A 26,600-nucleotide genomic window follows, 5' to 3' on the forward strand; every position below is an offset into this window, starting at 1 on the left:
CAAGCAGGGGGTCACTGGTTCGAATCCAGTACGCCCCACCATTTTAAAAGCCTTACGCTAAAACGTGAGGCTTTTTTATGAAGACCTTCGGGTAATTTTTTAAGAGGGATTTGGTAGTTTAAATTTTTGCTGCCATCTTTGTCTTCCCAAACAAACAGCTGGTTTGTAAACAAAACGGGGTGTTAGCTCAGCTGGTTCAGAGCACCTGCCTTACAAGCAGGGGGTCACTGGTTCGAATCCAGTACGCCCCACCATTTTAAAAGCCTTACGCTAAAACGTGAGGCTTTTTTGTTTTACCCCCAGCCCTGATGCAGGAGAGGTTTAAAAAAAACTTAGCTAAAGCAGACGGCTATGAAATTAATACTACCGAGGAGAATCAGCCATACAGGCCGTTAATTCGGAAGTTTCGTTTAAAGGCCTTACCAGATCACTTTCTGCATTTCCGGTAATCGGCGGGAATTCGTACTTTTAAGCCTTATTTCCCTAGCGTTTTTACCGCATGCAACTATTAGAAGTAACCGATTCCCGTACGCGCAAAGAATTTCTGGAATTTCCGGCGCGCTTATATAAAAATGAAAAGAACTGGATCCGGCCGCTCGATAATGACATTGAAGCCGTTTTTAACCCGAAAAAGAACAAGAACTTTGAAACCGGCGAAGCGATCCGCTGGCTTTTAGCCGATAAAGAAGGAGGCACCATTGGCCGCGTAGCCGCCTTTGTAAACGAAAGCACTAAAAATTCCGGCGATTTTCCGGTAGGTGGCATGGGCTTTTTCGAGTGTATCAACAACCAGGACGCCGCTTCTATGCTTTTCGATGCCAGTAAAAAATGGCTGGAAGCGCGCGGTGTGGAAGCCATGGATGGCCCGATCAATTTTGGGGAACGCGATAAGTGGTGGGGTTTGCTGGTAGATGGTTTTACTGAGCCAAATTATGGCATGTTTTACCATATGCCTTATTACCAGGCTTTGTTTGAGAATTACGGTTTTCAGGTTTATTTCAAACAGTATACTTACTGGCGCAGTACCCGCGAAGACCTGGCTCCTGCCATTCGCGAACGCATTTCGCGGGCCATGAAAACTCCCGGTTACAGCTTTAAACACGCCCAGAAAAATAACCTCGAAAAACTGGCTTCCGATTTTTACACGGTTTATACCAAAGCCTGGGCCAGCCACACCGGTATCAGCCGCATGACCATGGATAAAGCGCGCGCCATTGTAAAAGCCATGAAACCGGTTATGGACGAACGCCTGATCTGGTTTGGTTATTACCACGGGGAGCCGGTTAGTTTTTTTGTAATGCTACCCGAACTGAACCAGATCTTTAAGCACCTGAATGGCAAACTCGACCTGATAGGTAAACTGAAATTTTTATGGTATAAGTATAAGCTGCGCGGCAAAATGGAAACGAAGAAAACCTTCGGAATTATTTTTGGCGTAGTGCCTGAGCACCAGGGCAAAGGCGTGGAAACGGTTATGATCGGCGCTACCCAGGACGTGGTAATGAAACTGGGCTACACCGATATCGAAATGAACTGGATCGGCGATTTCAATCCGAAAATGATGGCGGTAACGCGGCTTTTAGGTTCTACCATTATTAAAACGCACATTACGTATCGCAAACTCTTCGATCCGAACCGGCCTTTTGAACGCTACCCGATCATTAAATAATTTCCGGCAGGCTTTCAGACTTTTTGTGCCCGGAAGCCTACCGTTTTTACTTTTCATTGCTTCAGCTTGAATATTTTTGCCTTGAAATATCCCGAAAATCTTACCATGACCAGCCGCTGGCCGGTAACCGCATTTTTTGCGATTTACCTGCTACTGGGTCTGTTCATTTATAAAGATTTCGGAATTTACTACGATGACCATTGGGCTCGCGAAAACGGCGTAGTAAACGGCATTTATATTGCCGGCGAAATTGCGCCATCGGTTTTGGAAGGCAAAAACTATTGCCCCGAATGCCCTACCCTGGCCGAATACGTGGATGGTGATCATGGCCCGATCTTCGAACTGGTACCCACTTTCCTGGAATGGCTTTTTGAAGTGAAAGATCTGCAGAAAGTTTTTCAACTGCGGCACCTTTGCACATTCCTCCTGTTTTATGTAAGCACCATTTTTTTCTACTTACTGCTTAAAGAAAGATTCCGGAACACTTTACTGGCGTTAACGGGCACTGCCATGCTCATAGTCAGTCCCAGGATCTTTGCCGAATCCTTTTATAACTCCAAAGACCTGCCGTTTTTATCATTATCTGTTATCAGCACATACACCTTAGTGCTTTTTTTGAAAAACCGGAACTACAAAACTGCTATCTGGCATGCTCTGGCGAGCGCGCTGGCCATAGATCTGCGTTTGCTCGGGCTTATTTTCCCGGCACTTACCGCCGGTTTTAGCTTTTTAAACCTGAACCTGTTCAGAAAAGACGGCGAACCATTACAGGAAGCTTTTAAGCGTGTGAGCTTTTATGGCTTGCTCCTTTTGGGCTTTATGATCGTATTCTGGCCCTATCTATGGGAAAAGCCTTATATCCGCTTTCCGCAGGTAGTGGCCCGCTCCAGCGCTTTCCCGTGGCCGGGGCAAATGCTTTTTATGGGCGAAGCCATTCCGGCCACGAACCTGCCCTGGCATTATTTACCCACCTGGTTTTTTATAACTACCCCGGTTCTCTACAGCGTTTTGTTTGTACTGGGTCTGTTATTCCTGCTCCGGCAGACGTTTTGGCCGCGCTTTTCGCTTTACCGCAATCTGAAAGAACAGCAGGACTGGATCATGGCGGGTTTATTTCTGATCCCGGTTTTAGCAGCGATTTTACTGAACCTGGTGCTTTACGATGGCTGGCGCCACCTGTATTTTATTTATCCACCTTTTATTTACCTGGCTGTTTTAGGCTTTCATACTCTTTACCGGAAATTCTCTTCGTTGCCCTATAAGCAAACCGGCAAAATGCTTCGAACCGGCCTGGTAGCTATATTGCTCTTGTATATGGGCAACCTGGCATTCTGGATGGTAAAAAATCACCCGCATCAGAACGTTTATTTCAGCATTTATAAAGATGATCGGGTGCGCCAGAAATTTGAACTGGATTACTGGGGCCTGGCTTATAAGCAGGGGCTGGAATTTGTGGTGAAGGATTCTGATAAACCGGCAATAAACGTGTATGTGGCCAATTTACCGGGCCGAACCAACCAGTTTTCGCTGCCGCCTAAACAACGCAAGCGCCTGGTTTATGTAGATCACATCTCAAAAGCCGATTACTTTCTGACCGAATACCGCTGGCACCCAAAAGATTATCCGCTGCAAAAAGAGGTGTACCAGATAAAAGTTGATGACATCAAGATCTTTTCGGTTTTTAAATTAGATAAAACCTACAAATCGCTGGAAACGCACGTTTATTAACGGAACGCGTTCGCTAAAACAGCCGGCCCCGGAATAATTTTCCGGAAATCAGCTTCTGCTGAACCGCGACTTTTTCAGCCCGAAACCCTAGCGTTTTGCGGCGGCTTTTGCCAGAAAGTATTGGTGGAGTTTCAAAACCTGCGGAATAACGAGTTGCGAATCGTCGTTGTAAATGATGTGGTCGGCGCGGCGCAGTTTTTCTTCTTCGGGAAGCTGTTTGGCAATAATGTTTTTCAGGTCGGCTTCGGTGCGGTGAGAGTCGCGCTTGAGCAGGCGTTGCATCCGGATTTCGAGGGGCGCAAAAACGGTTATCATTTCGTCTACCTGCTTATAGGCTTCGGTTTCGAACATGAGTGCAGCTTCTTTTAAAACGTATGAAGCCTTTTTATTTTCTTCGGCCCAGTTTATAAAATCCTGCTTTACGTGCGGGTGCACCAGCCTATTGAGTTGGGCCAGTTTCTCAGGATCGGGAAATACAATAGAAGCAAGTTTGGTGCGGTTCAGTCCTTCGGCAGTAAACGTTTCCGGACCAAATGCAGCAATGAGTTCCTGTTTAAGTTCTGGATTGTGCGCCATTACCTGTTTGGCCCGCAGATCGGAATCGTAAACGGGAATGTTTAGCAGGGCAAATAGATGGCTTACAATGCTTTTACCGGTACCAATGCCACCGGTTATTCCGATCTTCAACATAAAAACTCGGGAAGGAAACTTAATAAACGACTTTTACTTTTTGCGGCGAAATGGATACCATTCTAGCTTTTGCCGGTTTTTGCATTACTTTCAGGGCAATGGTAGAATCTTTCGGATTTACCTTATCCAGATCGGCTATTACGGTAAAGTGCGCAGCTGAAACGGCAGTATCGGCGGAAAGGGCATAATAGGTGAGCTTTACAGCATTGGGTTGCAAAACTACCGGACTGCTGATAGAATCGCGGTTGCGAACCCTTACCATTACCTGAATATCGTTTTTAACCAGCGGAATTACATCAAAGGCCACGCTCACGTTTTCCTGGCTGGGCTTCAGCAGGTTTTCGGGCACAAAACCCAGCGGTATCTGTTTGCGGTAATTTTGAGTTATGCCGGAATCCGGCAGATAAATGGGGTAAGGCGAAGGCAATGCTTTTATGAGCGAGGCCGGCCCGGAAACAATAACGCTTCCCGGCATAATTTTCACGTTGCTATCGAGCTGGTAACCTGTTGCGAGCGCCGAATCGGAAAGCTGCAAGGTTAAAGGTAAACGGCGGTGCTCCAGTTTTTCGAAATTGAAATAAATGGTATCGGTTACCACGTAGTTCAAATCAAGCCCGCTTAAGGCCGCATTAATATGCGGGCGCAGCTGTCGGGAAGTAAGAAACTTGGCGTAACCGCGGTTCCGGAGGTCTATCTGGGCCGGGTGAATGCGCAGGTTCAGGGCTTTGCGAAGCAGTTTCCAGCCTTTACCATCAACGTTTATTACTACTTCTTTGGGAGGCTCAGTAACCGGGATCTGCGTTTTGGGATTATAAATAAAGCTTACCGGGTAGCTGATGCGCACGTTTTCGTACTTCTTGTTCAGCGCCTTTAAAACCCAGAAAGTGGCAGCCAGTAAAAAACAAAGCAGCACAATACGCCAGTATTGCCTTTCTTTATGAAAGAAAGGCCTTAATAACCAGGCGAGTATGTGCTTTACCCTGTCGATAATGGTGGAATTAACTTAAGCCTTGGCTTCGGTAGTGGTGGCAGCCGAAGCAATAGCCGATTTGTCGAATTTCAGTTTAAAACCGCGGTCTACTTCTAACCATACGGTAGTTTCCTGAATATCTACGATTTTACCGTGCAAACCGCCAATGGTTACTACGCTCGTACCTTTTTGTAACGATTCACGAAATTTTTTCTGGTCGCTCGCTTTTTTCTGCTGCGGCCGGATCATGAAAAAATAAAAGATAAGAATAATGGCGCCCCACAGCAGGATCTGCTGCATGCCTTCCATAGAAAATGTTTGCAGGAAAACGGTATTCATTTAAGGTAGAAAAGTAAAAATAGGTGAAAAAGCAGTAAGCCCGGAGGCTTACTGCAGAATGTTGGTTTTAATGGTAAGTTCGGTAATGTTGGGCTGCGTGTTAGAACGGATCGAGATCTGTTTGCTTTGCTGGCCGGTTTTGCCTTTGCTATCGAACTGCACATCAATTTTACCAGACTGGCCCGGGGCGATCGGCTCTTTCGGATAGTTTGGCACCGTGCAACCGCAGGTAGCCGTAGCACTCTCGATGATCAGGGGCGCTTTGCCGGTATTTTTGAAATTGAACGTGTGTTTTACCACATCGCCCGGTTTAATATCGCCGAAGTCATGCTCATTCTTATCAAAAGTCATAACCGGAGCCGGGCCGGTAGTTACCACTTCCGGGTTGGCGGTATTGGGGTTGTTGATCAGGTCTGCGGCAGAAAGTTCTTCGGCAGTAGCTTCGTGGCTTTCAGTGGTGTTTTCGCTTTTCTTGTCGCAGCTTGTGGTGGCAAAAAATCCGAAAACCATCAGCAGCGCGTAAATAAGTTTAATTTTCATGGGTACTAATATTATTAAATTTGAATTCGGTACTAAAACGAAGCCTGATACTATAAATTGCCAATAATGTAATCAGCAAATTCCATGGTTTTGGCTTTGCCGCCCAGATCGCCGGTGCACTGTTCTTTGTTCAGCAGCGTTTTGTTCAGGGCGTTGGTAATTTTAGAAGCGTGATCGTGCAGCTCAATGTGGTGCAGCATCATGATAGCCGAACGCAATAAAGCCGTCGGGTTGGCCAGGCCTTTGCCGGCAATATCAGGAGCAGAACCGTGCACAGCTTCAAAAATAGCCATATCGTCGCCAATGTTGGCCCCGGCCACTACGCCTAAACCACCTACCAGACCTGCACAAAGATCCGAAAGAATATCGCCGAACAGATTGGAAGTAACTACCACATCGAACTGCTCTGGTTTGGCTACCAGCTGCATGCACATGTTATCGATGATCTTGTCGTCCATTTCAATTTCCGGGAATTCCTGCTGCGCTTTTTTTCCCGCTTCCAGAATTAAGGTACCGGCCATTTTCAGGATATTGGCTTTGTGCACCACAGTTACTTTTTTGCGGCCGTGTTTCCGGGCGTAAGCAAAAGCAGCGCGGGTAATTTTCTCGCAGCCTTTTACCGTGATCCGGTTTATAGAATCAGCAATTCCTAAGCGTGCATCGTAGGTTTCCAGGCCGGAATAAAGGCCTTCGGTGTTTTCGCGGAACAAAACCAGGTCTACGCCTTCGAACTTGGTAGTAATGCCGGGGGTAGTGCAGGCCGGACGTACGTTCTGGTACAGATCGAATTTCTGACGCAGCTGCACGTTTATGCTTTTAAAGCCTTTGCCTACCGGCGTAGTGATCGGCCCTTTCAGACCTACCCGGGTTTTCTCCAGAGAATCGATGAGCGACTGGGGAATTAATTCGCCTTTGCTTTCGAAAGTGGTCTGGCCGGCGTTTTCTTCTTCCCAGGTTACGGGAACGTTGGCGGCGGCAAAAATTTTCTTAACGGCTTCGGTAATTTCCGGCCCGATGCCATCGCCGGGGATCAAGGTAATAACTTTCATGTTTTAGGCTTCTTTCCGGCTGTTTATCTGGTTAATGAGCGAATCCACATCGCCTAATAGTTTCTCGGCTTTGTCGCGGGCGTCGTCTATTACGCGCTGGCCTTCACTTTTGGCAGCGGAAGGCGCATTTTCCTTGCCGTCCAGCATGTCTTCGGTGATCTCGCGCAGCAATTCGCGGTACTTATCTAAACGGAAGCTCAGGCGGTCGCGGGTTTCGCGGCCTTTATCGGGCGCGTATAGCATGCCGAAAGCAGCGCCTGCCGCAGCGCCGCTGAGAAAAGCAATGATGGCGGTTGTTTTTTTGCTCATAAGAATATCAGAGGTTAGATGATATAGCCTGGTAAATATAATCGTTTTCGGCAAGGATTGGGCACTTTTTCCGATAAAAACCCTAGCGTTTCCGCATTTTCTATTTATTATCGATCAGGCCGCGGCCCGATTTCCGGATGCTACCCGAATCGGTCAGATCCTGCGCCAGCTTGTCGAGTACGCCGTTGATGAACTGCTTACTTTTAGGCGTGCTGTAAAGTTTCGAGATCTCGATGTATTCGTTGATGGTTACTTTCACGGGAATGCTGCGGAAGATGTGCATTTCGCAAAGCGCCATTTTCAGGATGATCTTATCGATCACGGCAACGCGCTCGATGTCCCAGTTTTTTACGCCGGCCGCGATCATGGCTTCGTATTTGGCGTCATCTTCCAAAGTTTTGTGGTAAAGCTCTTCGAAGAATGCCTTATCGTCTTCCCAGTTGGTGGAAAGGTCGAGCAAAGCCAGGTTTTCGTCGGTGGTTTCTTCAATCGATTTGATCGTTTTCATCACCAGGCTTTTCACGATGGCTTTGTTTTCCTGCCAGTTCAGGTCGTGCTCTTCGAACCAGGCCTGCAGGTTTTTATCTTTGAAAATCAGGGTTTTGAAAAAGTATTTGGCCAGTTCTTTGTCTTCTTCGAAAGTATGTTCTTCCGATTTCAACACGTAAGCCTGAATGGTTTCGTCCTGCTTCAGAACGGTGCGGTAAAATTGGGTGATCAGGTCAGCATCTTTTTCCCAGCTGATGCTGCGGCGGATGATGAGTTGCTGCAAAGATTTGTTGGCCAGCAATTGCTGAAAAACCTTGTTTTCGGTGAGGCGCTGCAGGTCGATGTCTTTTTTCTCGGTAAAACGGGTGGCTTTTTTAACTTCCTCGTTATCGATCTGCTTTGCAATTTCGCCGCCCAACGCCAGAATGGCCAGGTAATGATCGTAGATATTTTCTACGGCGCTCAGCATTTGGTTGCTGAAAAATTTGTAGTCGTTCTTTACCTGTTTCTGATAAAAATTTACCGCACTGTTTACCGATTGCAGAATTTCCTTGTCGGTTTCTTCGGTATCGAACTGGCGGGTTTTGTACCATTCCTTGAAAAGAAGCGTACCGATCTGTTTTTTACCTTCCAGCAGCTGCTTGTTCTGTACTTCCATGGAATTCAGATCCGGGGCAAAATCATCTTCGATCAGGTCCAGGGCCATCAGGTAATCGGAACCTTCGGCTTGCATATACGCGTAAATGGCCTGCATGGCTTTTATCCGAAGGGTGCGGCGATTGAGCATTTTTGTAATGAATAATTAATAATGAATAATTAATAATGGCTCTGTAGTCCATTACTGGTTTTGTATCTGGCAGTTTTTACCCGGAAAACGGTAGCGTTTCGGGCGGAAAAACGCTTTGATCTTTTTTAAAACTTTGTTCTGAGAAACCGTTTAGCAATGAAACCATTCAGCAATTGAGCGCCGGTCAAAGAACGAAGGGGGGCTGCAAACAAAACGGTAGGTCTTTTACCGTAAAAAGTGCGGCCGGGTTAGTGTACCTTTTAAAACAGATTCCGAAAACATGAAATAAATCTTAAACAGGTACTAAAACCAAAAGTGCTACAAATTCATGCAGCACTTTTGGGTTATTATTCAATAGCGTTTTTCGGTTAATTAGTAAGTAGATTTTACTTTACCAATGTCAGAAATACGTTTCTCAGCCGCTTTCATGGCAGCCAGCTGGGTATAGATGCCTTCGCGCTCGGCCAGGTCAAAAATGTTCAGCGTGTAATCGTAAATTTTTTCGGTCTGGTCGTAAGCCGCGGTGCGGTTGTAACCATTCAGCTCCGAGTAAACGTTGATCAGACCACCCGCGTTGATCAGGAAGTCTGGCGCGTAAACAATGCCTCTTTCTACCAAAGCCGGACCATGTACGGTTTCGTCTTTCAGCTGGTTGTTGGCGCAACCGGCAATTACCTGGCACTTCAGACGGCTCAGGGTATTGTCGTTAATGGTTGCACCCAGCGCGCATGGCGAATAGATATCCACATCCAGGTCGTAGATCTCATCCAGGCCAACAATGGTAGCACCGGTTTTGGCGTTGATGTCTTTCAGACGCTCCTGGTCGATATCGGTGATGAACAGCTGCGCGCCTTCTTTCACTAAATGATCGATGAGGTAACCACCTACGTGGCCGGTGCCCTGCACGGAGATCTTTTTGCCCGCCAGGCTATCGGAACCGAAAGCGCGTTTGGCAGCGGCTTTCATACCTACGTACGTGCCGTAAGCTGTAACCGGAGACGGATCGCCGGAACCGCCCATTGTTTCCGGCAGGCCGGTTACGTAGTCGGTTTCCATTTTAATGTATTCCATATCCTTGCTGGTGGTTCCTACGTCTTCAGCAGTGATATATTTACCGTTCAGGTTTTCTACAAAGCGGCCGAATTTGCGCCACAGGGCTTCGGATTTATCTTTTTTGGAATCGGCAATGATAACGGCTTTACCGCCACCTAAATTTAAACCAGAGATGGCTGCTTTGTAGGTCATACCGCGGGAAAGGCGCAATACGTCGTTCAAAGCTTCGGCTTCGGTAGCGTAAGACCACATGCGGGTACCGCCCAGAGCAGGGCCTAAAACGGTATTATGAATGCCGATGATTGCTTTCAGACCGGTTTCGTGATCGTGGCAGAAAACAACTTGTTCGTGCTGAAACTCGGATACCTGCCCGAAAACGGAGGATTCCTTTTTAACTGGTACTTCTTTAATTTCGACCATTTTATGCTAATTAAAAGGTTATTCTGGGTTTGTAAAAAACTATATAGCAGCCCTAGTACAATCCGGATGCAAAAGTAATTCAATTTTTGCAGAAAACCCAATTGGGATTTTTTTTAGCTACCGGGTTTAACAAGCGGCAAAACATTCAGATATTAAAATACTTATTGCTGTTACCAGTAATAATTCTGAACATGAGAGTAGACAAGGATTGCGTAATTTTGGTTGTTTTAAGCAATTAAAAAATAGGTGAAGTTTATTTTCTTTTGTTCACTAACTTGTGCAAAAACTATTCAGTTTTCTGAAATGGAATTATTTAGCCGGCATAGATTTTTAACCATTTTAATAGTCATCCATTTTGTTTTATATGTCTATCTGGTTTTGTGGTTCTTATCAGATGCGTCAATTTCCCCTGCTTCAAGTCACATTTTCAATATAGCTTTATTAAGCTTAACCTCTTCAATCAGCATTCTTTTCTTCATTATACTTATTATAAAAATATTAAAGACTAAAGAACAGGCCAGGAATGATTATACTAAGTTGTTGGTGCTGGTTTTTCTTACACCAGTATTTTCAATTGTCTTACTGGTGTTCTTTAGCCTGATCAGGCAATAATGCATGAATTTTAAGCTAATCAATCCATTAAACCCTATATCTTTCTTCTTAAAAAAATCCGTTCCCATCTTTCTCATACTTTTTGCCCGTATACCCCTACCGTTTTCCAATTAATTTGGCAATTGCTTTTGCTACCGGTACCTTTGCTGTAACTTTTCCTGAACCTGTGAAATCGCTACTCGCTTTAAATAAGTATTTGTTCCGCTATAAATGGCGCCTTTTCTGGGGCGTGGTTTTTGTGGCGGTTTCCAATTTGTTTGCCATTATTCCGGCGCAGCTCGTGCGCTATGCCTTCGATCTGGTGAAGGACGGCATAAAGCTGCATGAGCTTTACGCAGGCACGGGTTTTCAGCCGGAAATCTATAGCGTTTTTGCGCGCAACATTTTGTTTTACGGCGCTTTGATTGTGCTCATGGCCTTGCTGCGCGGCGTGTTTTTGTTCTTCATGCGGCAAGCCATTATTGTAATGAGCCGGCTAGTAGAAAACGACCTGAAAAACGACATTTACGCCCATTACCAGACGCTGCCATTAAGTTTCTACCGCCGCAACAATACCGGCGACTTAATGGCGCGCATTTCCGAAGATGTGGGGCGCGTTCGGATGTATGTTGGCCCGGCGATCATGTATGGCATTAACCTGGTGGTTTTGTTTTTGCTGGTAATTCCGTACATGCTTTCGGTGAACGTAAAACTGACCATTTACACGCTTTTGCCGCTGCCGCTGCTGGCCATCAGCATTTTTTACGTGAACAATATTATCGAGCGCAAATCGGACCAGATCCAGAAAAGTTTGTCGGGCATTACTACGTTTGTACAGGAAACATTTTCAGGGATCCGGGTTCTGAAATCGTTTGTGCGGGAAGACGATTCAGCGATGAATTTCGATAAAGCCAGCAATACGTATAAAGATAAAAGCCTGGAGCTAAACTTTGTGAATGCGTTGTTCTTTCCGCTTATTTTATTCCTGATCGGCTTAAGCACCATTATTACGGTTTGGATCGGTGGTAAGGAAGTGATAAACGGCAGCATTACGGCCGGTAATATTGCCGAATTCCTGATCTACGTGAACATGCTTACCTGGCCGGTTACCGCGTTGGGCTGGACCGCAAGCCTGGTGCAGCGCGCCGCCGCTTCGCAGGCCCGCATCAACGAATTCCTGGATACCGAAACCGACATTATTTCGCAGCGCAATTTTGAAAAAGAGATCGTGGGCGATATTCAATTCGAGAACGTAACCTTCGTTTATCCGGATACCGGGATCGTAGCTTTGAAAAACCTGAATTTCAGCATTAAGCACGGCGAAACGCTGGCCATTATCGGAAATACTGGTTCAGGGAAAAGTACGGTTGCCAACCTGGTAACGCGGCTTTATGATGTTTCGGAAGGAAGAATCCTGATTGACGGCGAAGATATCCGGGATTACAACATCAGCAATTTGCGCAGCCAGATCGGGTACGTGCCGCAGGATGTTTTCCTGTTTTCCGATACTATTCGGGCCAACATTGGCTTTGGTGTAAACACGCTGCCGGATCACAAAATGGAACAAGCCGCCAAAGATGCCGACGTGTACGAAAATATCATGCGCTTTCCGGAGAAATTCGAAACCAAACTGGGCGAACGGGGTATCACGCTTTCGGGCGGACAAAAACAGCGGGTTTCTATGGCTAGGGCTTTGGTACGCGAACCAAAAATACTTATCTTAGACGATGCCCTTTCGGCGGTAGATACCAAAACCGAGAACGCAATTCTGAACAATTTGCAACGGATCATGCGTAACCGCACGTCTATCATTATTTCGCACCGGGTTTCGTCGGCGAAGCTGGCCAACCATATCCTGGTTTTAGACGACGGCGAAATTGTGCAGCACGGCACGCACCAAAACCTGATGCAACACGAGGGTTTGTACAAACAACTTTACGAAAAACAATTACAGACCGAAGCGCAGGTTTAGTTTTTGAGGGTAAAAGCATAGCGTTTTTATTCAGGAACCGGACCCAATCTTTTATTTGGCACTGTTTCTGCCATTAAAAAACATATGCCGGCTCTGTTCACCTTTAAGTGCAAGCGCCGTATTAAAATAATTCAATTAGTTTTTTTACCCTGCTGTAACCTGAACCCGCTACAGAAGTAAAAGAAAGAAACCTCTGCCAGTGCCATTGCGGCATCCATTTTCTTGCCGATAGTTTTTTTACCAACCTTAAAATGTAAAAGCTATGAACAAAAAGAAAATTTTACTCGCTGAAGAACTGAAATATGTGAACCGTTTGAAATGGGGCTTTGAGCAAACTATTTCTACCCCGAAAAAATTACAAAAGCCGGGTGCTGCCACTACCTGCGAATGCATTGAGATCTACAATTTCGGAGATTATACATTCTCAGATAACTAATATTTCATTTTCTGCCTCTTTACGCCGGATGCCTCACAGCTTCCGGTTTTTTTATGGCTTTTACAGCTCACAGCTTGCCGCGTTGCTTTCCAGCTCTATGGTTATGTGGTGAATTGATTTCTGGCTCAGCAGCTGGCGAACAGCATTTTTCAGGCCTTGGGTCTGGGCCAGGGTATAATCTTTATCGGGTGTAAGGTGCAGCGTAAGCACGTTGTATTCCCCATCGAGGCTCCATATGTGCAGATCGTTAATGGCGGCAATACCGGGCACGGTGGCTAATAGGGCGCGCAGTTTTTCTTCTTCCAGCCCGGGCGGCGTTCCCTGCAGCAAGATCCGGAAACTGGTTCGGAAATTCTTAAAAACGTTGATCAGGATAAAACAGGCAATACCTAACGATAAAGCCGGGTCGAGCCAGGGAACATTTATAAAGTACATGACCACGCCGCCAATTAAAACGGCCAGCCAACCCAATACATCTTCCAGAAAATGCAACGCTACCGCTTTCTCGCTTAAACTGCCGCCCTTCTGCAACCGTAAAAAAGCCACGCCATTCACTAAAAGCCCGAGCAGGGCAAACCCGATCATACCCGTTGCGCTTGCCGGCTCCGGGTTAAAAAGCCGGAGCAGCGCTTCCCGGATCACAAAACCGGAACCAAGCAAAAGCACCGCCGAATTTATGAGCACCCCAAGCAGAGAGAAACGCCGGTAACCAAACGAAAAGCTCGCATCGCGGTGGCGCCCGGCCATGCGCTGAAAATACCAGGCCAGCCCCAAGGAAACCGAGTCGCCGAAATCGTGCACCGCATCGGACATTACGGCCACGCTGTTGATGTAAAAACCCCCGATTAGCTCAAAAATGGCAAAAGCCGTATTCATCCAGAAGGCCAGCACCAGGTTCTTTCCGGTGTGTGCGTGCGCGTGATGCAAAAGGCTGTGATCGTGAGAATGCGTTGACAAGGAATGGAATCTTAAGGCTTTACTTCAGTAACTTTCTCTTGCAAGCTTACGGTTTTCGGGTTGAAAACGCTACCGTTTTTGGCAGCTTTATTCCCCGGCAGGCACCCTTCCGAATTAATTTGCGTATTTTCTGGTTATAAAAGGCAACCAGCCGAACATAACATGCCGGCAGTAACTGAATATTAAACAAACCTTTATACCTATGGCCGCTAATTTAGAACAGATCGGAGCCCGCTTTCGCTTTTATATGAAAATAAAAGAACTGGGCATTTATGAAATGGGCGTACTTACCGGAACCTCAGCGCCGCTGATCTCCAATATTATGGCCGGCAAAAATTACACCATGGATGAACTCCTGCAAGTGCTTACGCAGATAAAAGAACTGAATGCTCACTGGGTAATTTACGGCGAAGGGAATATTTTTAAACAGGCTACGCATAATGGCCCGATCGTGCCGGAAAAAAGAATGCAGCACCTGCAGGAAATGCAGAAACTGCTCGAAAAACTCGATGCCATTGAAAAATCGAAGGCGAACCGTAACCAGATAGATGAATTACGGGCCCGCATTGCAGCGCTTACCACGCAACTTTAAAACAACTTATTCAGCATTCCTATAAATAAAAAAACTGCCGAAACTTGTGTTCCGGCAGTTTTTTGCGTTAAAACCATAGCGTTTTATGGCAGTTTCTTCTGCTTTCAGCAATGCCTTTCCAGAATATCGAGCAACTCCAGAATGCGGTCGCCGAGGATCTCGATTTTTTTCATTTCAACTTCAGAAGCAGCTTCTGCGCCGGCATGGTAATTTTTAACTACAATCCTGGTCAGGCGGTGCATTTCGGTATGAATGGTTTCCAGTTCTTTCAGCGCGGCAGAGTCTTTACATTTTTTTAGCAAATACGTTTGCATCCACTGCCCGAACGGACAATCGTGCTCCGAAAGTACCGGCGCCTCTTCTATTTCAGCGCCCAACAAAATAGCCCGCAATTTAGACTTGAACAATAAATGTTTTAAACGCGCCTGTTCGAATTCGTTTTTAATATCTGGTGCCATGCCTGGTTTTCCCGGCCAAATCAATAGCGTTTTCCGGGAATATTTAAACGGGACGCGAACCGTTAGGTTAACTTATCTTCAGGCAGATCTTTAAATTTTCAATAGCCAGAATTCTTGTAACTGCAGGCAGCTGCCGGGAAACGCATAAAAAAACGGCAGCCCCAGGGGAGCTGCCGTTTTTAATAATTCTAAACTTCGCTTATTACTTATTTTGCAAGTACAATTTTAATAACTTTTACTTCTTTGCCGGTTACCAGGCGCGCCATGTAAACGCCTTTCGGCCACTGATTACCGTTCACTTCTATGCTGCGGCGCTCATTTGCTGTGGCATTTCCTTCTTCCACATTCTTCACCAGCATGCCTTTCAGGTCGTAAATTGCAAGGGCATACGAGCCGGTTTCAGGCATCACGAAGTCGATCTGCGTATTTTCTGTGAACGGGTTAGGCACAGCCGTCATTAAAATATCAGAAACAACTTTGTTATTAATTGTACCGCCACCGTTATTTGGTTTGGCTGGCTGGTTATTAGAAGACTGGCAGTTGCCTAACACATCGCCGTGCGCTAAGTGTGCCTGTACCGCATTTACAGAAACGCAGATCTCGTGGCCGTTATGGCAGATCGTTACTTTCTCGTTGCGGTTCCCGCAGGAAGCATCTATTGCTTTAACTGTAACCTGGTCGGTAGCAGTGCAGCCGGCCGCGTTAGTAATGGTTAGCGTATAAGTAGTGGTAGTGGTTGGGCAAACATTAATAGAAGGAGTTGTAGCGCCGTTGCTCCACAGGTAAGTATACGTTCCGTTAGCATTAGAAGCAGAACCCGTTAAGGTTACGCATTTTGTAGGGTTATAATTGGTTACCACGGTTTTATCAGGACCGGCGTTGGCTGTAAATCCGGCACCTACCGTAATAGTAGCCGTGGCTGCATTAACACAGCCGTTGCTGTTTGTATAAGTGTAGGTAATGGTGTGGGCACCAAAACCAGCTACAGCCGGATTAAAGATACCGTTGCTTACACCTGTTCCGGAATAAGTACCGCCCAGAGGCTGGCCACCGGTTAAAGTAACGTTGCCGCTATTGCCGCACAGGCTGGCAAAATTATCGAGGGTTACTACCGGAAGCGGATTAGCAATAATGGTAACCGTTTGCATTTGCGAAGAACATACTCCGTCTTTTACCACAACTTCGTAAGTACCCGGAGCCAGGTTGCTGAATACGTTTGCGTTCTGGAAAGTAATACCACCATCTTTCGAATATTCGTAGTTGGCACTGCCCGTAGCAGTTACTGTAATAGCACCTGTATTAACATTACCGCAAGGTACATTGGTTACTGCTGCGGTAGCAGTCAGATTGCAAAGTGGCAATACCGTTACCATTACGGTTTGCTGCGCAGAAAGCGGAGGATTTACGTTATCGGTAGCTACAAACTGCACGGAATAAGTACCGGCAGAACCAGCAGGTGGCGTCCAGGTAAAAGTACCGTTTGGCGCGTTACCGGTAGTTGTCTGGGCGAAAGCAGCACCCATGCTCATTGGCAAACCGCTGGCACGCAGCGTAGCCTGGTTGCCATCAGGTTCAGTAGCGTTTACTGCAAACTGCAGGTTCTGACCTTCTCGAACGGTCTGGGCATTTAAATTGCCTAAAACCGGGGCATGGTTGGTAGTTGGCACAATGTTGAGCATAAAATCGCGGTACACATAAGCGCCGGTCAATACCCCGTTAATTTTTTCTTCCAGTTTCACATTTACTAACCAGATACCTTGCTGCGGGTTGGTCCAGGAAACGATACCGCTATTTGAAATAGAAAAGCCGGTTGAGATCATGCTGCCGTAAGGGTTAGTAGCAATCCCGTAAGGCGTGTTCAGGGTATACTGCTGATCGTGGTTTTCAGGATCGGTATTGTTGAAACCAAAGCTTAAAGGCACGTTGGCAGCATAGTTAAACACCGGCAGATCGTAGAATTGCGGGGAAGAACTTGGTTTGGCAGGATCGTAATTTACAGCTGCAAAAAGGCCCATATCGGTTTGACCAAAGTTAGCACCGCCGTTTACGCGGCAGCAGCTGGTCCAGCTGATGGTATAAAGACCCGGCGTTGGCCAGGTTACCGTCTGCTGTTCTACTTTCTCTACCGTTACACCATCTGGCAGCGGCGTAAGCGATACCATGTTCAGGTTGGTATTTAAGGTTGGGCTACCGGAATAAGAAGGAACCACACTACCCGGCAATTGTGAACGCCAGTAGCTTTTTACGGTAACTTTATACGTTCCGCCACCCAGGCTTTCGTAAGTGATCTGGCCGCCTTTATAGTGTGAAGCGTAGGCGCTCACGCTAAAGAACAAGGCTATCAGAATGGAAACCAGCGAGCGGGCTCCGGCAGTTTTAAAAACTGGCTGACCGTTGTGGCCCTGGGCCCGGTTCGAAAACCTGCGTTTCTGTTCCGGCGCGTAGCTGCCCCGTGTTTCAGAAACTCTTTTTGAAAGTAGAAGTTGCATCATAATTGTAGATTTTTGGGGTAAGAGTCTTTAAATAAAAACACTAACTTTTCCTTGGATGGGCTTGTTAAAGCTTAAATCCGGCAGAAAATTACCCCAGTAAATACAATTACACAACTACATGTTTGGGTAGTAAAAGCCATTTTACCGGCTTTTACCTAGTTTTTCGCGGTATAATGCTACGCTACAATAGAAATAAATTACAATTTACAATACCGCAACAATTCCTTAACCCCGCAGGGTTGAGGATTGTGTTAATTTCTGGTAGTTTTTCAGGATGACGGATCAGGAATTGATCAGATTGGTTTTCAGCGCTTTTGAAACAACTTCTGACTTGCTGTTCACGCGCAGCTTTTTGTAAAGGTTCTTTAAATGGAAACGTACGGTATCTAAAGAAATATCGAGTTTATCGGCAATGAGTTTGTAGCTCAGGCCATCTACCAGACACTGCACGATCTGGCGTTCGCGGCTGGTAATTTCAATCTCTTCGTGCTTGGGGGCGTTAAAAAAATCGAGCACTTTGCGGGTTACGATCGGGGAAAGATAACCATTGCCTTCACGCACCGAATCGATAGCGGTTTTCACTTCGAAAAAAAGATTGTTTTTCAGCAGGTAACCGTTGGCGCCGGCATTAAAGGAACGGAAAATGTAAGTCGATTCTTCGTTGCCAGTACTCATGATGATCTTGGTATCGGGCAGGTGCTGTTTGAGCAAACGCAAGCCATCCAGCCCCGACATGCCTGGCAAACCAATATCGAGCAGCAGAATATCTACCCGGCGCTCTTCTGTATCCAGATTCAGGAATTCTTCAATAGAATCTACGAGCACGGTGCAGCTAAAGCCAGACTGCCGATTCAGAAAAGTACGCAAGCCTTCACGAATCGTAGTGTCGTCTTCAATAATGCCAATCGTAGTCATGTCCTTCATTTATCGGTGCGATTTTCTAAAGTAAGCAAAGTTTTTTTCTAATTCAAAATTACTTCGCACAACAAAAAACCAGCCACAACGTTTCATAAGGTTGGATTATTTTTCCACATATTAGAAAAATAGTATATATGAAACTTACTAAAATCCTGTAACCCAGTTTAACAGGAATAATAAACGCTATGCTTTTGGCTATAAAAAGTCAAACACAAATCCCTGTCAGCAAGCACTTTACAAACAAATTTCTGCGGCCGCGCTATTTTTCCTGCTCAAAAACAATGGCTTCGGCGTGGCGCTCATCCGGGTAGCGTTCAACAAAAAAATCCTGTAGGGTAATGTTTTTATTTTTGGCGTAATTGAAAATTGCCGGGAAAAGTTTATTCGGAGCCAATAAATAATGGGCGTTGATGTTGCCTTGCACCGCTTTCTTACCGGCCGGAAGCGTTCTTAGTTCGTAACCTGCCGGCAGTGCCATTTTCGGATCTGTAACTACCACCCCGATAAACGCGTTGATAGAATCTTTAAACTTTTCGGGATCGTTGTAATAAATGCTACCGGGGTTGCCAGCCAGCTTTTTTTCTTCTACCAGTTTGCCAGCCTCCAGAAACAGGACGCCAAACTTATCGCTTTTAACAGATCCTTTATATTCTTTGCCCACTACATAAATTTCAGAAGTGGTAATCTGCTTAACTTCTGCGTTATTGAAACCGCCTAGCCAGGCATAGCCCGCGCCGCCTAACAAGATAATTACTAAAAATCCGAGTAAGAGTTTTTTGGTGTTCATGCGTTTAAAACATCTTTGTACTGCATCTGGTGAAGCTGCGCGTAATAACCGTTTAGTTTCAGAAGTTCGTCGTGGCTGCCGCTTTCTTTTATTTCGCCGCGATCCATAACAATAATTTTATCGGCGCGCTGAATGGTACTCAGGCGGTGCGCAATTACAATGGAAGTACGGCCCTGCATCAGTTTATCAATGGCAAAGCGAATCAGCTCTTCGGTTTCGGAATCTACGCTGGAAGTGGCTTCGTCCAGAATAATGATCTTCGGATCGTAAACCATGGCGCGCACAAAAGAGATAAGCTGCCTTTGGCCAACCGACAAAGTCGCGCCGCGCTCCATTACGTTATAGTGCAGGCCGCCCGGTAACCGCTCAATAAACCTCCTTGCTCCTACCAGGTCAGCGGCTTCCCACATCTGGGCTTCGGTAATAGATTTGTTTCCCAAAGAAATATTATCGGCAATGGTTCCGGAAAACAGGAAAACATCCTGCAACACCAGCCCGATGTGCTTGCGCAATTCGCCCAGATCATATTCTTTCAGGTCGTGACCGTCTATGGCGATGGTACCTTTGTTAATTTCGTAGAAGCGGCTTAATAAATTTATGATAGACGTTTTGCCGGCACCGGTGGCTCCTACCAGGGCTACGGTCTGGCCACTTTTAACCTCGAAACTGATACCCTTTAGCACGTATTCTTCGTCGTTGTAAGCAAACCACACGTTGTCGAATTTCACGTCGCCTTTCAGCGTTTTGGGTTTTAACTCGCCGGAATCGGAAATGAGTTCGTTACTGTCTAAAAGCTTTAAAATGCGTTCGGTACTTACCACGCCTAACTGCAGCGTATTGAAGCGGTCGGCGATTTGGCGGATAGGGCGGAAAAACATGGCGATGTACATGATGAACGCGATCAGGGTACCAAGCGTAACCTCGTGGTCTAAAACGCCTTTCGCGCCGTACCATACCAGCAAACCCGTTCCAGCCGCACCAATTACTTCGGCCACCGGGAAATAAATGGAATAATAAAGCACCGAACGAATATTGGCTTCGGTATGGGTTTTATTGATCTCCCGGAATTTCTTATTTTCGCGTTCTTCGTTGTTGAAGATCTGCACAATGCTCATACCGGTGATATGTTCCTGCACAAACGAGTTTAAAGACGCTACCGCCGTACGCACTTCCTGAAACGATTGCTTTACTTTTTCTTTGAAAACATAGGTGCTCACAAACAAAAGCGGGAACGTAGAAAGGCTTACCAACGTCAGTTCCCAGTCGAGGTAAAACATGTAAGCCAGAATAAAAACCAGTTGCAAAACGTCGCCGATCATGGCTGCGAGCCCTTCGGAGAAAACATCGGAAAGCGTTTCTACGTCCGAAACATTACGGGTTACGAGCGTGCCGATGGGCGTTCTATCGAAGAACTTGAGGCGTAATTTAAGAATATGGCGGTAGAGTTTCACGCGAATGTCGCGCACAATATTCTGCCCGAGCCAGCCCGCAAAATACGTATGCAAATACGAAACCAGCGCGTGCGCCACCAGCAAAACGCCCAGCCAGATAAACATTCGGTTCAGGCCCTGCATATCTTCCACCATAATATGGTTATCGACGGTGAACTGAATCAGAAACGGGCGGATGGTACCCAGCACCGCCGAAGCGACGGTGAGGAAGATCAGGAAATAAAATATTTTGCTGTACGGCCGCACAAACACGAATAGCCTTTTCAGAACTTCGCTGTCGAATGCTTTGCCGGTTTTGGTGCTTTTGGTTTGTTCCACGGGGAAATTGCGCCGTTAGTTTTTACGCCTGCAAAGATACTCTAAATTTCGTTGTTGGTTGGTGGTTGATAGTTGTTGGAGTTTTTATGGGGAAAAGGATAGCGTTTTGGGAAAGGAGAATTTCATTCCAGGAAATCCATCAGCTAAAGCAGACGGCAATGAAGTTGTTTTGGCATTACTCCTGAAATACTTCCAATGTCTTTAAGCGACACCAATCCATATTGCAAATTTAGGCTAAAGCCATTTAGAAACCATGCTAAACCGTTGGCTAAAGCTAACGGCAATGAAGAAAATTATAACACTGAAGAAATTCATTACCGTCTGCTTTAGCTGACGGATTTGCTGGCTATGAATGAAAATCGCCAGAGGTTGCTACTATTGGGAAAATCAAATAAACAACTTTCACTGCTTTTTGCTCCTGCAGCAGTTCCGGCAAAAAAAAGACCTCCCAGTTTTTAAAAACCTGGGAGGTCTGAAGAAACGGTAGGCTTTTCAGTTTAAAAACTAAACCGCCGCAAAAGCCTGCTCCATATCGGCGATCAGATCTTCCGGATGCTCTACCCCAATAGAAAGACGCACCATATTTTCACCAATTCCCATTTCCGCGCGGTCGGCCGGCGTGATATCGGAGTGGGTCATAGAAGCCGGGTGTTCCGCCAGCGATTCGGTACCGCCTAAGCTTACAGCCAGTTTTATGAGTTTCAGGTTATTCAGGAATTTGAACGCTTCTGCTTCGCCGCCTTTAATATCGAATGCGATCATGGAACCGGCCGCTAAACATTGCTTTTCAAAAATAGCTTTTTGCTGCGCGTTATCTTCCAGCATGCCTAAATAATGGATCTTCTCCACTTTCGGGTGTTTTACCAACCAATCGGCTACTACCGCGGCATTTTTGGCCATCCGTTCCATTCTTATTTTCAAAGTTTCGAGGCTGCGCATCATCATCCAACCATCCCAGGGGCTAGCCATGGAACCCGAGAAGGTGCGCATGCCTTTTACCTGTTTCATCAACGCAGCCGAACCTAAACAGGCCCCGGCGATCAGATCGGAATGGCCACCGATAAATTTGGTAGCGGAATAAATAATTAAGTCGGCGCCGTGCTTTAACGGGTGCTGGAAAACCGGCCCTAAGAACGTATTATCAACCGTAAGCAATACTTTTTTATCGACCGTGGAATATTTTTTAGCCAGATCCGCGCAAGCCTGAATATCTACCAGGTGGTTGGTTGGGTTAGCCGGCGTTTCGATGAAGATCATAGCCAGTTTTCCGCCAATATTTTTTTCCTGAATAATCTTATCAACTTCTTCGGCGGTGGCGTTTGCTTTAAAGCCAACCGCCGTAATCCCGAATTTCTTCAGAATGTTTTTGATGTAGTAATCAGAACCGCCGTAAATTGGTTCGGAGTGCAGAATTACGTCGCCGGGGTTTAGCAAAGCCAGTAACGTAGTGCTGGTAGCAGCCATCCCGCTGGCAAAAACGGCAGCTTCTTCAGCATCATCCCACAGGCAAAGGCGGTTCTCCAGGATTTCCAGATCGGGGTTATTCAGGCGGCTGTAGATCAGGCCCATTTCCTCTTTTTCGCCTTTTTCGCGCAGACCGTAAGCCAGTTCAAAAAACGCTTTACCGTCCTCCGCTTTCTCAAAAACGAAGGTGGAAGTCTGGAAGATCGGGCTTTTAATAGCGCCCTGCGACAATTCGGGCTTGTAACCGTAGCTCATCATTAAACTTTCCGGCCGGAATTTCCGATCTCCGAGGTATTGCGTGTACTTGTTGTCTTCGGTAAGCATAAAGTAAAAAATTAGAAAAGATGAATATTACAACGTGTGAAGTTGCGATTATTTATTGGAAAACGGTAGGCTTTCTGGCCCGAAAAGTCAGTTGCAGGTAAAAAATATCTGATTCGCGTTAACTTCCGCCGCCCGGCAATACGTTGAGGTGGCTGTAAAACAGCTTTTTCTGTTCGTCGAAATACCCTTCCGGATACTCTACTTTGGTTAAAAACAAACCTTCGGCCGGCGCCGCACCGCTGGCTTTGCTCCGGTCCTGGCTTTCAATTATTTTACCAAATGCTGAAACTGAAATTTTGCCTTTGCCTACGCTTAAAAGCGTGCCTACAATTAACCGCACCATGCCGCGCAAAAACCGGTTCGCTTTAATGGTGAAGATCAGCAGTTCCTGCTCCTGTTTCCAGTTCGCTTCGTAAATGTGGCAATTGTAATGCTTGGTATCGCCTTTTACTTTCGAGAAAGCCGTAAAATCCTGAAACCCCAGCAGCATTTTTGCCGCTTCGTTCATTTCTTCTACGTCCGGTTTGCGGCTCAAATAATAAGCGAAATCGGCCAGAAACGGGTTTTTCTGTAAGCAGATGCGGTATTCGTACGTCCGGGAAATGGCATCGAAACGGGCGTGAGCCTGCGGGCCAACTTCCAGAATTTTATTCAGCGAAATATCTTTCGGCAGTATTTTATTCAGGCGGAACGCGGTTTCTTCAGAGCTTATCTGAAAAGGCAGATCCAGGTGCACGAATTGCTCCGATGCGTGTACACCGGTATCGGTCCGGCCGCTGCCAACCGTATTTATTTCGGTCTGAAAAATGGTGTGCAAACTTTCGTCTAAAACCTGTTGCACAGCGCGGGCATTGGGCTGCGTTTGCCAGCCATTGTACCGGGTGCCGTTGTAGGAAATCTGAAGAAAGTACCGCATTTGCAGCAAAGATACTTTTTTCAAACGGATTGGGTAAATGGTTTAACGGTTTAATGATTAAATGGCTGAATAATTGGCGGGCTTTGAGTTTTCAGCTGAAAAACCATATCGTTTTAGTTTCTGAACGTGTTAAAAGCAACCAGTTTGGTTTCTTGGCTTCGGTTGCCGGAAAAATCTAACGCGGTAATTCTGGCTTCGTATTGCTTATTATGTTGCAGGTAAAAGTTGCCGCCGCATATGCTATCATAAATACTAAACTTACTTTTTGGCCCACCCCCCAAACTGTAGAATTTCCGGCCATTTATTTCAATTTCAAACAGATTTAGCGCAGTAGTTTTCCCCGGCACATATTCGTAATGTACCGGATTATCATCATGGAGTTGGTATAAGAAATTAACGCCACGGGTACTAATTGAGCTAATTCTTTCTTCCGGATATTCCCAGGAAAGATTTCCCACCCAACTTACCGGCTTCAGATCTTCAGGCTGCGCAACCTTCCATTTGCGCCATTTAATTCGATCCCGAAAAGTCAAAAATGTTTGATTTAATATTCCTGTATTTTTCTTTTTAAAGTCCACTTCTAATTGCACCGAATCGTTAAGAGTCAGCAATTTTTCCGGCTGAAGTAATAACTGCGAATTCGCCCCCACACCAGTTACTTTTTGCAACACCTTCACGCCTACTTTATGCTTATTATTTACCAGCAAAGTAAATTCCAATTCGTCCCATTTAGTAGCAAGCTTGTATTCTGATTCGTCGTATTCTAGTAAGAAAACCGGATTTTGGGTTACTGAATTGGTACTTGGATAAATTGCCATCCACTCTGCCATACAACTAGCCTGCAGCTCAAACCCAACAAGCAACCCGATTATTAAAACGAATATCTTTTTCATACAAAAGCGCTTAACTCACCTGAATGAACTCAGAAATTCTAATATACGAAACAAACAACACTAATCCCCGAGCTTTAAAATTTCGCTGCAAAACGCTAGCCTTTAAAAGCAAAAAAGTCCGTTACTTTTCAGCAACGGACTTAGTTCTCAATTTTAACTTCAGGAATTACAGCTTCTCGTAAATAATAGCCGCACCCTGACCTACTCCAATGCACATCGAAGCCAGGCCGTATTTTACGTTGTCGCGTTTCTGCATTTCGTGTAAAAGCGTGGCTGTAATACGCGTACCACTTGCGCCCAGCGGGTGACCAATAGCAATGGAACCACCGTTCACATTTATTTTTGCCGGATCGAGTTCCAGGTCCTGCGCGCAGGCCACGGCTTGCGAGGCAAAGGCTTCGTTGAGTTCGATCAGATCCAGATCCGAAGCTTTCAGGCCGGCCCGTTTTAAGGCTTTTTGCGTAGCCGGAACCGGCCCCATGCCCATGTACATCGGGTCTACACCGGCAACGGCGGTAGAAACTACCCGGGCAATTGGTTTTAGGTTGAAGCGTTTCAGGGTTTCTTCATCTACTATTAAACTTACTGCCGCGCCATCGTTAATACCCGAAGAATTTCCGGCCGTAACGCTGCCATTTTCTTTCACGAAAGCCGGTTTCAGTTCGCCTAATTTTTCTACCGAAGATAATCTTGGGTGTTCATCCACAGCAAAAACGGTTGGGTCGCCTTTTTTAGAAGGAATGGTTACCGGTACAATTTCATTGCTGAATTTCCCGGCTTTGGCGGCTTCCTGGTATTTTAACTGGGAATTGTAAGCAAATTCATCCTGCATTTCGCGGGTGATGTTCCATTTCTTGGCTACGTTTTCGGCCGTTTCGCCCATAGAATACGGATAATGCAGTTTGCTTAAAGCGCCATTGGTAAAGCGCCAGCCAATAGTAGTATCGTAAATTTCGGGAACGCGGGAAAAAGCTTGCTCGGCTTTGGCCATTACGAAGGGCGCGCGGGTCATGCTTTCTACGCCGCCGGCTAAATAAGCCACCCCATCGCCAGATTTAATAGCCCTCGAAGCATCGATTATCGATTGCAGGCCGGAAGCGCAAAGACGGTTTACGGTTACGCCACCAATTTCCATCGGTAAGCCCGCAAGTAATAAAGCCATTCGCGCCACGTTGCGGTTATCTTCGCCGGCCTGGTTGGCGGCGCCAAATATTACATCTTCGAGCAAATTCACGTCAAAATCCGGGTTCCGCTTCAGCAATTCTTTGATTACGTGCGCGGCCAGGTCATCGGGGCGAACGGTAGCGAGCGTGCCGCCAAACTTTCCGACCGGGGTTCTTACAATATCTACAATATAAGCAGCACTCATAGGTTTTTCTTTTAGGCTTCTTTGGTTACTTTTGCAATTCTGTTGCAAATTAAACACTTATTATGATACAAAGAATTCAATCCGTATTTCTGCTTTTGATCGCGCTTTGCATGATAGCCTTTTTGTTTCTGCCCATCTGGTCGAAAACCGATGCTGAAACAGGCGTTACGGCCACGTTAACCGCTTTCAGCCTAACCCAAACAGCGGCAGCCGGCACCGAAACGGCCAGCACTTCTACCAGCACCATTGCGCTGACCATTCTGGCAATTATGGCTGCGGCCGTGGCTCTTTACGAGATCTTCCAGTACAAGAACCGCTTAACACAAATGAAACTGGGTATGCTGAACACTTTATTGCTGGCTGCTTTATTGGGTACCAGCGTTTATTATGCTTATTACGTAGGCGAAGAAATGATTAAAGGTGTGCCCGGCGAACGCGAAGCCGCTTTTTACCTGCCTTTCCTGGCCTTATTGCTTAATGCACTAGCCAACCGTTTCATCCGCCGCGACGAACAACTGGTGCGTTCGGTAGATCGCCTGCGTTAATTTTTTCAGACATTAGTATCAGGACACAGGCATTAAAACCTTCCCTCTGAAAACGATATCGTTTTTAACCTGAA

The 26,600-nt window shown here is 46.1% G+C and carries 24 protein-coding genes and 1 tRNA gene; 7 read left to right on the plus strand and 18 right to left on the minus strand.

Features of this window, described 5'->3' with window-relative positions:
- The first annotated feature begins 176 nt into the window (after positions 1-176).
- The 3 genes from I5M27_RS10525 (at position 177) to I5M27_RS10535 (ending at position 3,397) form a co-directional block, all read left to right on the plus strand.
- Positions 177-254 (plus strand) — tRNA-Val (locus tag I5M27_RS10525).
- A gap of 245 nt (positions 255-499) precedes the next feature.
- Complete coding sequence (locus tag I5M27_RS10530) at positions 500-1,669, plus strand: hypothetical protein (RefSeq protein ID WP_200506181.1); 1,170 nt, start codon at positions 500-502, stop codon at positions 1,667-1,669.
- Between the two features lie 81 nt (positions 1,670-1,750).
- A complete protein-coding gene (locus I5M27_RS10535) occupies positions 1,751-3,397 on the plus strand; it encodes a glycosyltransferase family 39 protein (protein ID WP_200506182.1) in 1,647 nt (548 codons plus the stop codon).
- Between the two features lie 87 nt (positions 3,398-3,484).
- On the opposite strand, the gene coaE is transcribed toward I5M27_RS10535, so the two are convergent.
- The 8 genes from coaE to I5M27_RS10575 form a co-directional block, all read right to left on the minus strand.
- On the minus strand, positions 3,485-4,087 hold the full coding sequence (gene coaE / locus I5M27_RS10540) for a dephospho-CoA kinase (protein ID WP_200506183.1): 603 nt from the start codon (positions 4,085-4,087) through the stop codon (positions 3,485-3,487).
- A gap of 19 nt (positions 4,088-4,106) precedes the next feature.
- Complete coding sequence (locus I5M27_RS10545) at positions 4,107-5,000, minus strand: YbbR-like domain-containing protein (protein ID WP_200506184.1); 894 nt, start codon at positions 4,998-5,000, stop codon at positions 4,107-4,109.
- A gap of 90 nt (positions 5,001-5,090) precedes the next feature.
- Positions 5,091-5,396: a preprotein translocase subunit YajC gene (gene yajC / locus I5M27_RS10550; RefSeq protein ID WP_200506185.1), complete on the minus strand. Its 306-nt coding sequence runs from the start codon at positions 5,394-5,396 to the stop codon at positions 5,091-5,093.
- A gap of 48 nt (positions 5,397-5,444) precedes the next feature.
- Positions 5,445-5,936 carry a DUF1573 domain-containing protein gene (locus I5M27_RS10555; protein WP_200506186.1) on the minus strand — a complete coding sequence of 164 codons (492 nt, stop codon included), beginning with the start codon at positions 5,934-5,936 and terminating at the stop codon, positions 5,445-5,447.
- A 50-nt stretch (positions 5,937-5,986) separates the two neighbouring features.
- Entirely contained in the window at positions 5,987-6,985 is a 999-nt protein-coding gene (locus I5M27_RS10560) for an isocitrate/isopropylmalate dehydrogenase family protein (protein ID WP_200506187.1), read from the minus strand.
- A 3-nt stretch (positions 6,986-6,988) separates the two neighbouring features.
- Positions 6,989-7,294 (minus strand): YtxH domain-containing protein, encoded by a 306-nt coding sequence (locus I5M27_RS10565; protein ID WP_200506188.1) that lies wholly within the window; start codon positions 7,292-7,294, stop codon positions 6,989-6,991.
- Positions 7,295-7,394: 100 nt separating this feature from the next.
- Positions 7,395-8,570 (minus strand): transcription antitermination factor NusB, encoded by a 1,176-nt coding sequence (nusB, locus tag I5M27_RS10570; protein ID WP_200506189.1) that lies wholly within the window; start codon positions 8,568-8,570, stop codon positions 7,395-7,397.
- Positions 8,571-8,942: 372 nt separating this feature from the next.
- Positions 8,943-10,043, minus strand: a complete 1,101-nt coding sequence (locus I5M27_RS10575) for a Glu/Leu/Phe/Val dehydrogenase (RefSeq protein WP_200506190.1) — start codon at positions 10,041-10,043, stop codon at positions 8,943-8,945.
- 778 nt (positions 10,044-10,821) lie between these two features.
- Between I5M27_RS10575 and I5M27_RS10580 the strand changes: the two genes are divergently transcribed.
- Together I5M27_RS10580 and I5M27_RS10585 are read left to right on the plus strand one after the other, a co-directional pair.
- Positions 10,822-12,606, plus strand: coding sequence for an ABC transporter ATP-binding protein (locus tag I5M27_RS10580; RefSeq protein ID WP_200506191.1), 1,785 nt, complete (start codon positions 10,822-10,824; stop codon positions 12,604-12,606).
- A 262-nt stretch (positions 12,607-12,868) separates the two neighbouring features.
- On the plus strand, positions 12,869-13,042 hold the full coding sequence (locus I5M27_RS10585) for a hypothetical protein (protein WP_200506192.1): 174 nt from the start codon (positions 12,869-12,871) through the stop codon (positions 13,040-13,042).
- Between the two features lie 60 nt (positions 13,043-13,102).
- On the opposite strand, the gene I5M27_RS10590 is transcribed toward I5M27_RS10585, so the two are convergent.
- On the minus strand, positions 13,103-13,999 hold the full coding sequence (locus tag I5M27_RS10590) for a cation diffusion facilitator family transporter (RefSeq protein ID WP_234462492.1): 897 nt from the start codon (positions 13,997-13,999) through the stop codon (positions 13,103-13,105).
- Positions 14,000-14,201: 202 nt separating this feature from the next.
- On the opposite strand from I5M27_RS10590, the gene I5M27_RS10595 reads away from it, so the two are divergent.
- Positions 14,202-14,591 carry a hypothetical protein gene (locus I5M27_RS10595; protein WP_200506193.1) on the plus strand — a complete coding sequence of 130 codons (390 nt, stop codon included), beginning with the start codon at positions 14,202-14,204 and terminating at the stop codon, positions 14,589-14,591.
- Positions 14,592-14,695: 104 nt separating this feature from the next.
- Here the strand turns inward: I5M27_RS10595 and I5M27_RS10600 are convergent, their stop codons facing one another.
- The 9 genes from I5M27_RS10600 to I5M27_RS10640 all read right to left on the minus strand — a co-directional run bounded on the left by I5M27_RS10600 (position 14,696) and on the right by I5M27_RS10640 (position 25,981).
- Positions 14,696-15,049 (minus strand): CZB domain-containing protein, encoded by a 354-nt coding sequence (locus I5M27_RS10600; protein WP_200506194.1) that lies wholly within the window; start codon positions 15,047-15,049, stop codon positions 14,696-14,698.
- Between the two features lie 206 nt (positions 15,050-15,255).
- A complete protein-coding gene (locus I5M27_RS10605) occupies positions 15,256-17,541 on the minus strand; it encodes an Ig-like domain-containing protein (protein ID WP_200506195.1) in 2,286 nt (761 codons plus the stop codon).
- 282 nt (positions 17,542-17,823) lie between these two features.
- Entirely contained in the window at positions 17,824-18,465 is a 642-nt protein-coding gene (locus tag I5M27_RS10610) for a response regulator (RefSeq protein WP_200506196.1), read from the minus strand.
- 253 nt (positions 18,466-18,718) lie between these two features.
- Positions 18,719-19,246, minus strand: a complete 528-nt coding sequence (locus tag I5M27_RS10615; RefSeq protein ID WP_200506197.1) for a GyrI-like domain-containing protein — start codon at positions 19,244-19,246, stop codon at positions 18,719-18,721.
- The gene (locus I5M27_RS10620; RefSeq protein WP_200506198.1) at positions 19,243-21,015 is read right to left on the minus strand and encodes an ABC transporter ATP-binding protein; all 1,773 of its coding nucleotides are present in this window, start codon (positions 21,013-21,015) and stop codon (positions 19,243-19,245) included. Before I5M27_RS10620 ends, I5M27_RS10615 begins: the two co-directional genes overlap by 4 nt.
- Positions 21,016-21,519: 504 nt before the next feature.
- Positions 21,520-22,803 (minus strand): cystathionine gamma-synthase family protein, encoded by a 1,284-nt coding sequence (locus tag I5M27_RS10625; protein ID WP_200506199.1) that lies wholly within the window; start codon positions 22,801-22,803, stop codon positions 21,520-21,522.
- 118 nt (positions 22,804-22,921) lie between these two features.
- Positions 22,922-23,719, minus strand: coding sequence for a tRNA pseudouridine(38-40) synthase TruA (truA, locus tag I5M27_RS10630; protein WP_200506200.1), 798 nt, complete (start codon positions 23,717-23,719; stop codon positions 22,922-22,924).
- Between the two features lie 113 nt (positions 23,720-23,832).
- A complete protein-coding gene (locus I5M27_RS10635; protein WP_200506201.1) occupies positions 23,833-24,612 on the minus strand; it encodes a hypothetical protein in 780 nt (259 codons plus the stop codon).
- Between the two features lie 166 nt (positions 24,613-24,778).
- Positions 24,779-25,981: a thiolase family protein gene (locus I5M27_RS10640; RefSeq protein ID WP_200506202.1), complete on the minus strand. Its 1,203-nt coding sequence runs from the start codon at positions 25,979-25,981 to the stop codon at positions 24,779-24,781.
- Between the two features lie 62 nt (positions 25,982-26,043).
- On the opposite strand from I5M27_RS10640, the gene I5M27_RS10645 reads away from it, so the two are divergent.
- Positions 26,044-26,526 (plus strand): DUF4293 domain-containing protein, encoded by a 483-nt coding sequence (locus tag I5M27_RS10645; protein ID WP_200506203.1) that lies wholly within the window; start codon positions 26,044-26,046, stop codon positions 26,524-26,526.
- Positions 26,527-26,600 lie beyond the last annotated feature (74 nt).

Origin of the sequence: Adhaeribacter terrigena, assembly GCF_016623615.1 — a bacterium.
In the GTDB taxonomy this organism is placed as follows: Bacteria; Bacteroidota; Bacteroidia; order Cytophagales; family Hymenobacteraceae; genus Adhaeribacter_A; species Adhaeribacter_A terrigena.

What these genes read in the sequence shown, in the direction of transcription:
- I5M27_RS10635 (WP_200506201.1), bottom strand. Translation starts at nt 24,612, where the DNA reads ATGAAAAAGATATTCGTTTTAATAATCGGGTTGCTTGTTGGGTTTGAG.
- I5M27_RS10615 (WP_200506197.1), bottom strand. Translation starts at nt 19,246, where the DNA reads ATGAACACCAAAAAACTCTTACTCGGATTTTTAGTAATTATCTTGTTA.
- I5M27_RS10640 (WP_200506202.1), bottom strand. Translation starts at nt 25,981, where the DNA reads ATGAGTGCTGCTTATATTGTAGATATTGTAAGAACCCCGGTCGGAAAG.
- I5M27_RS10555 (WP_200506186.1), bottom strand. Translation starts at nt 5,936, where the DNA reads ATGAAAATTAAACTTATTTACGCGCTGCTGATGGTTTTCGGATTTTTT.
- I5M27_RS10625 (WP_200506199.1), bottom strand. Translation starts at nt 22,803, where the DNA reads ATGCTTACCGAAGACAACAAGTACACGCAATACCTCGGAGATCGGAAA.
- truA (WP_200506200.1), bottom strand. Translation starts at nt 23,719, where the DNA reads ATGCGGTACTTTCTTCAGATTTCCTACAACGGCACCCGGTACAATGGC.
- coaE (WP_200506183.1), bottom strand. Translation starts at nt 4,087, where the DNA reads ATGTTGAAGATCGGAATAACCGGTGGCATTGGTACCGGTAAAAGCATT.
- I5M27_RS10530 (WP_200506181.1), top strand. Translation starts at nt 500, where the DNA reads ATGCAACTATTAGAAGTAACCGATTCCCGTACGCGCAAAGAATTTCTG.
- I5M27_RS10560 (WP_200506187.1), bottom strand. Translation starts at nt 6,985, where the DNA reads ATGAAAGTTATTACCTTGATCCCCGGCGATGGCATCGGGCCGGAAATT.
- I5M27_RS10605 (WP_200506195.1), bottom strand. Translation starts at nt 17,541, where the DNA reads ATGATGCAACTTCTACTTTCAAAAAGAGTTTCTGAAACACGGGGCAGC.
- I5M27_RS10585 (WP_200506192.1), top strand. Translation starts at nt 12,869, where the DNA reads ATGAACAAAAAGAAAATTTTACTCGCTGAAGAACTGAAATATGTGAAC.
- I5M27_RS10600 (WP_200506194.1), bottom strand. Translation starts at nt 15,049, where the DNA reads ATGGCACCAGATATTAAAAACGAATTCGAACAGGCGCGTTTAAAACAT.
- I5M27_RS10595 (WP_200506193.1), top strand. Translation starts at nt 14,202, where the DNA reads ATGGCCGCTAATTTAGAACAGATCGGAGCCCGCTTTCGCTTTTATATG.
- nusB (WP_200506189.1), bottom strand. Translation starts at nt 8,570, where the DNA reads ATGCTCAATCGCCGCACCCTTCGGATAAAAGCCATGCAGGCCATTTAC.
- yajC (WP_200506185.1), bottom strand. Translation starts at nt 5,396, where the DNA reads ATGAATACCGTTTTCCTGCAAACATTTTCTATGGAAGGCATGCAGCAG.
- I5M27_RS10610 (WP_200506196.1), bottom strand. Translation starts at nt 18,465, where the DNA reads ATGAAGGACATGACTACGATTGGCATTATTGAAGACGACACTACGATT.
- I5M27_RS10565 (WP_200506188.1), bottom strand. Translation starts at nt 7,294, where the DNA reads ATGAGCAAAAAAACAACCGCCATCATTGCTTTTCTCAGCGGCGCTGCG.
- I5M27_RS10575 (WP_200506190.1), bottom strand. Translation starts at nt 10,043, where the DNA reads ATGGTCGAAATTAAAGAAGTACCAGTTAAAAAGGAATCCTCCGTTTTC.
- I5M27_RS10645 (WP_200506203.1), top strand. Translation starts at nt 26,044, where the DNA reads ATGATACAAAGAATTCAATCCGTATTTCTGCTTTTGATCGCGCTTTGC.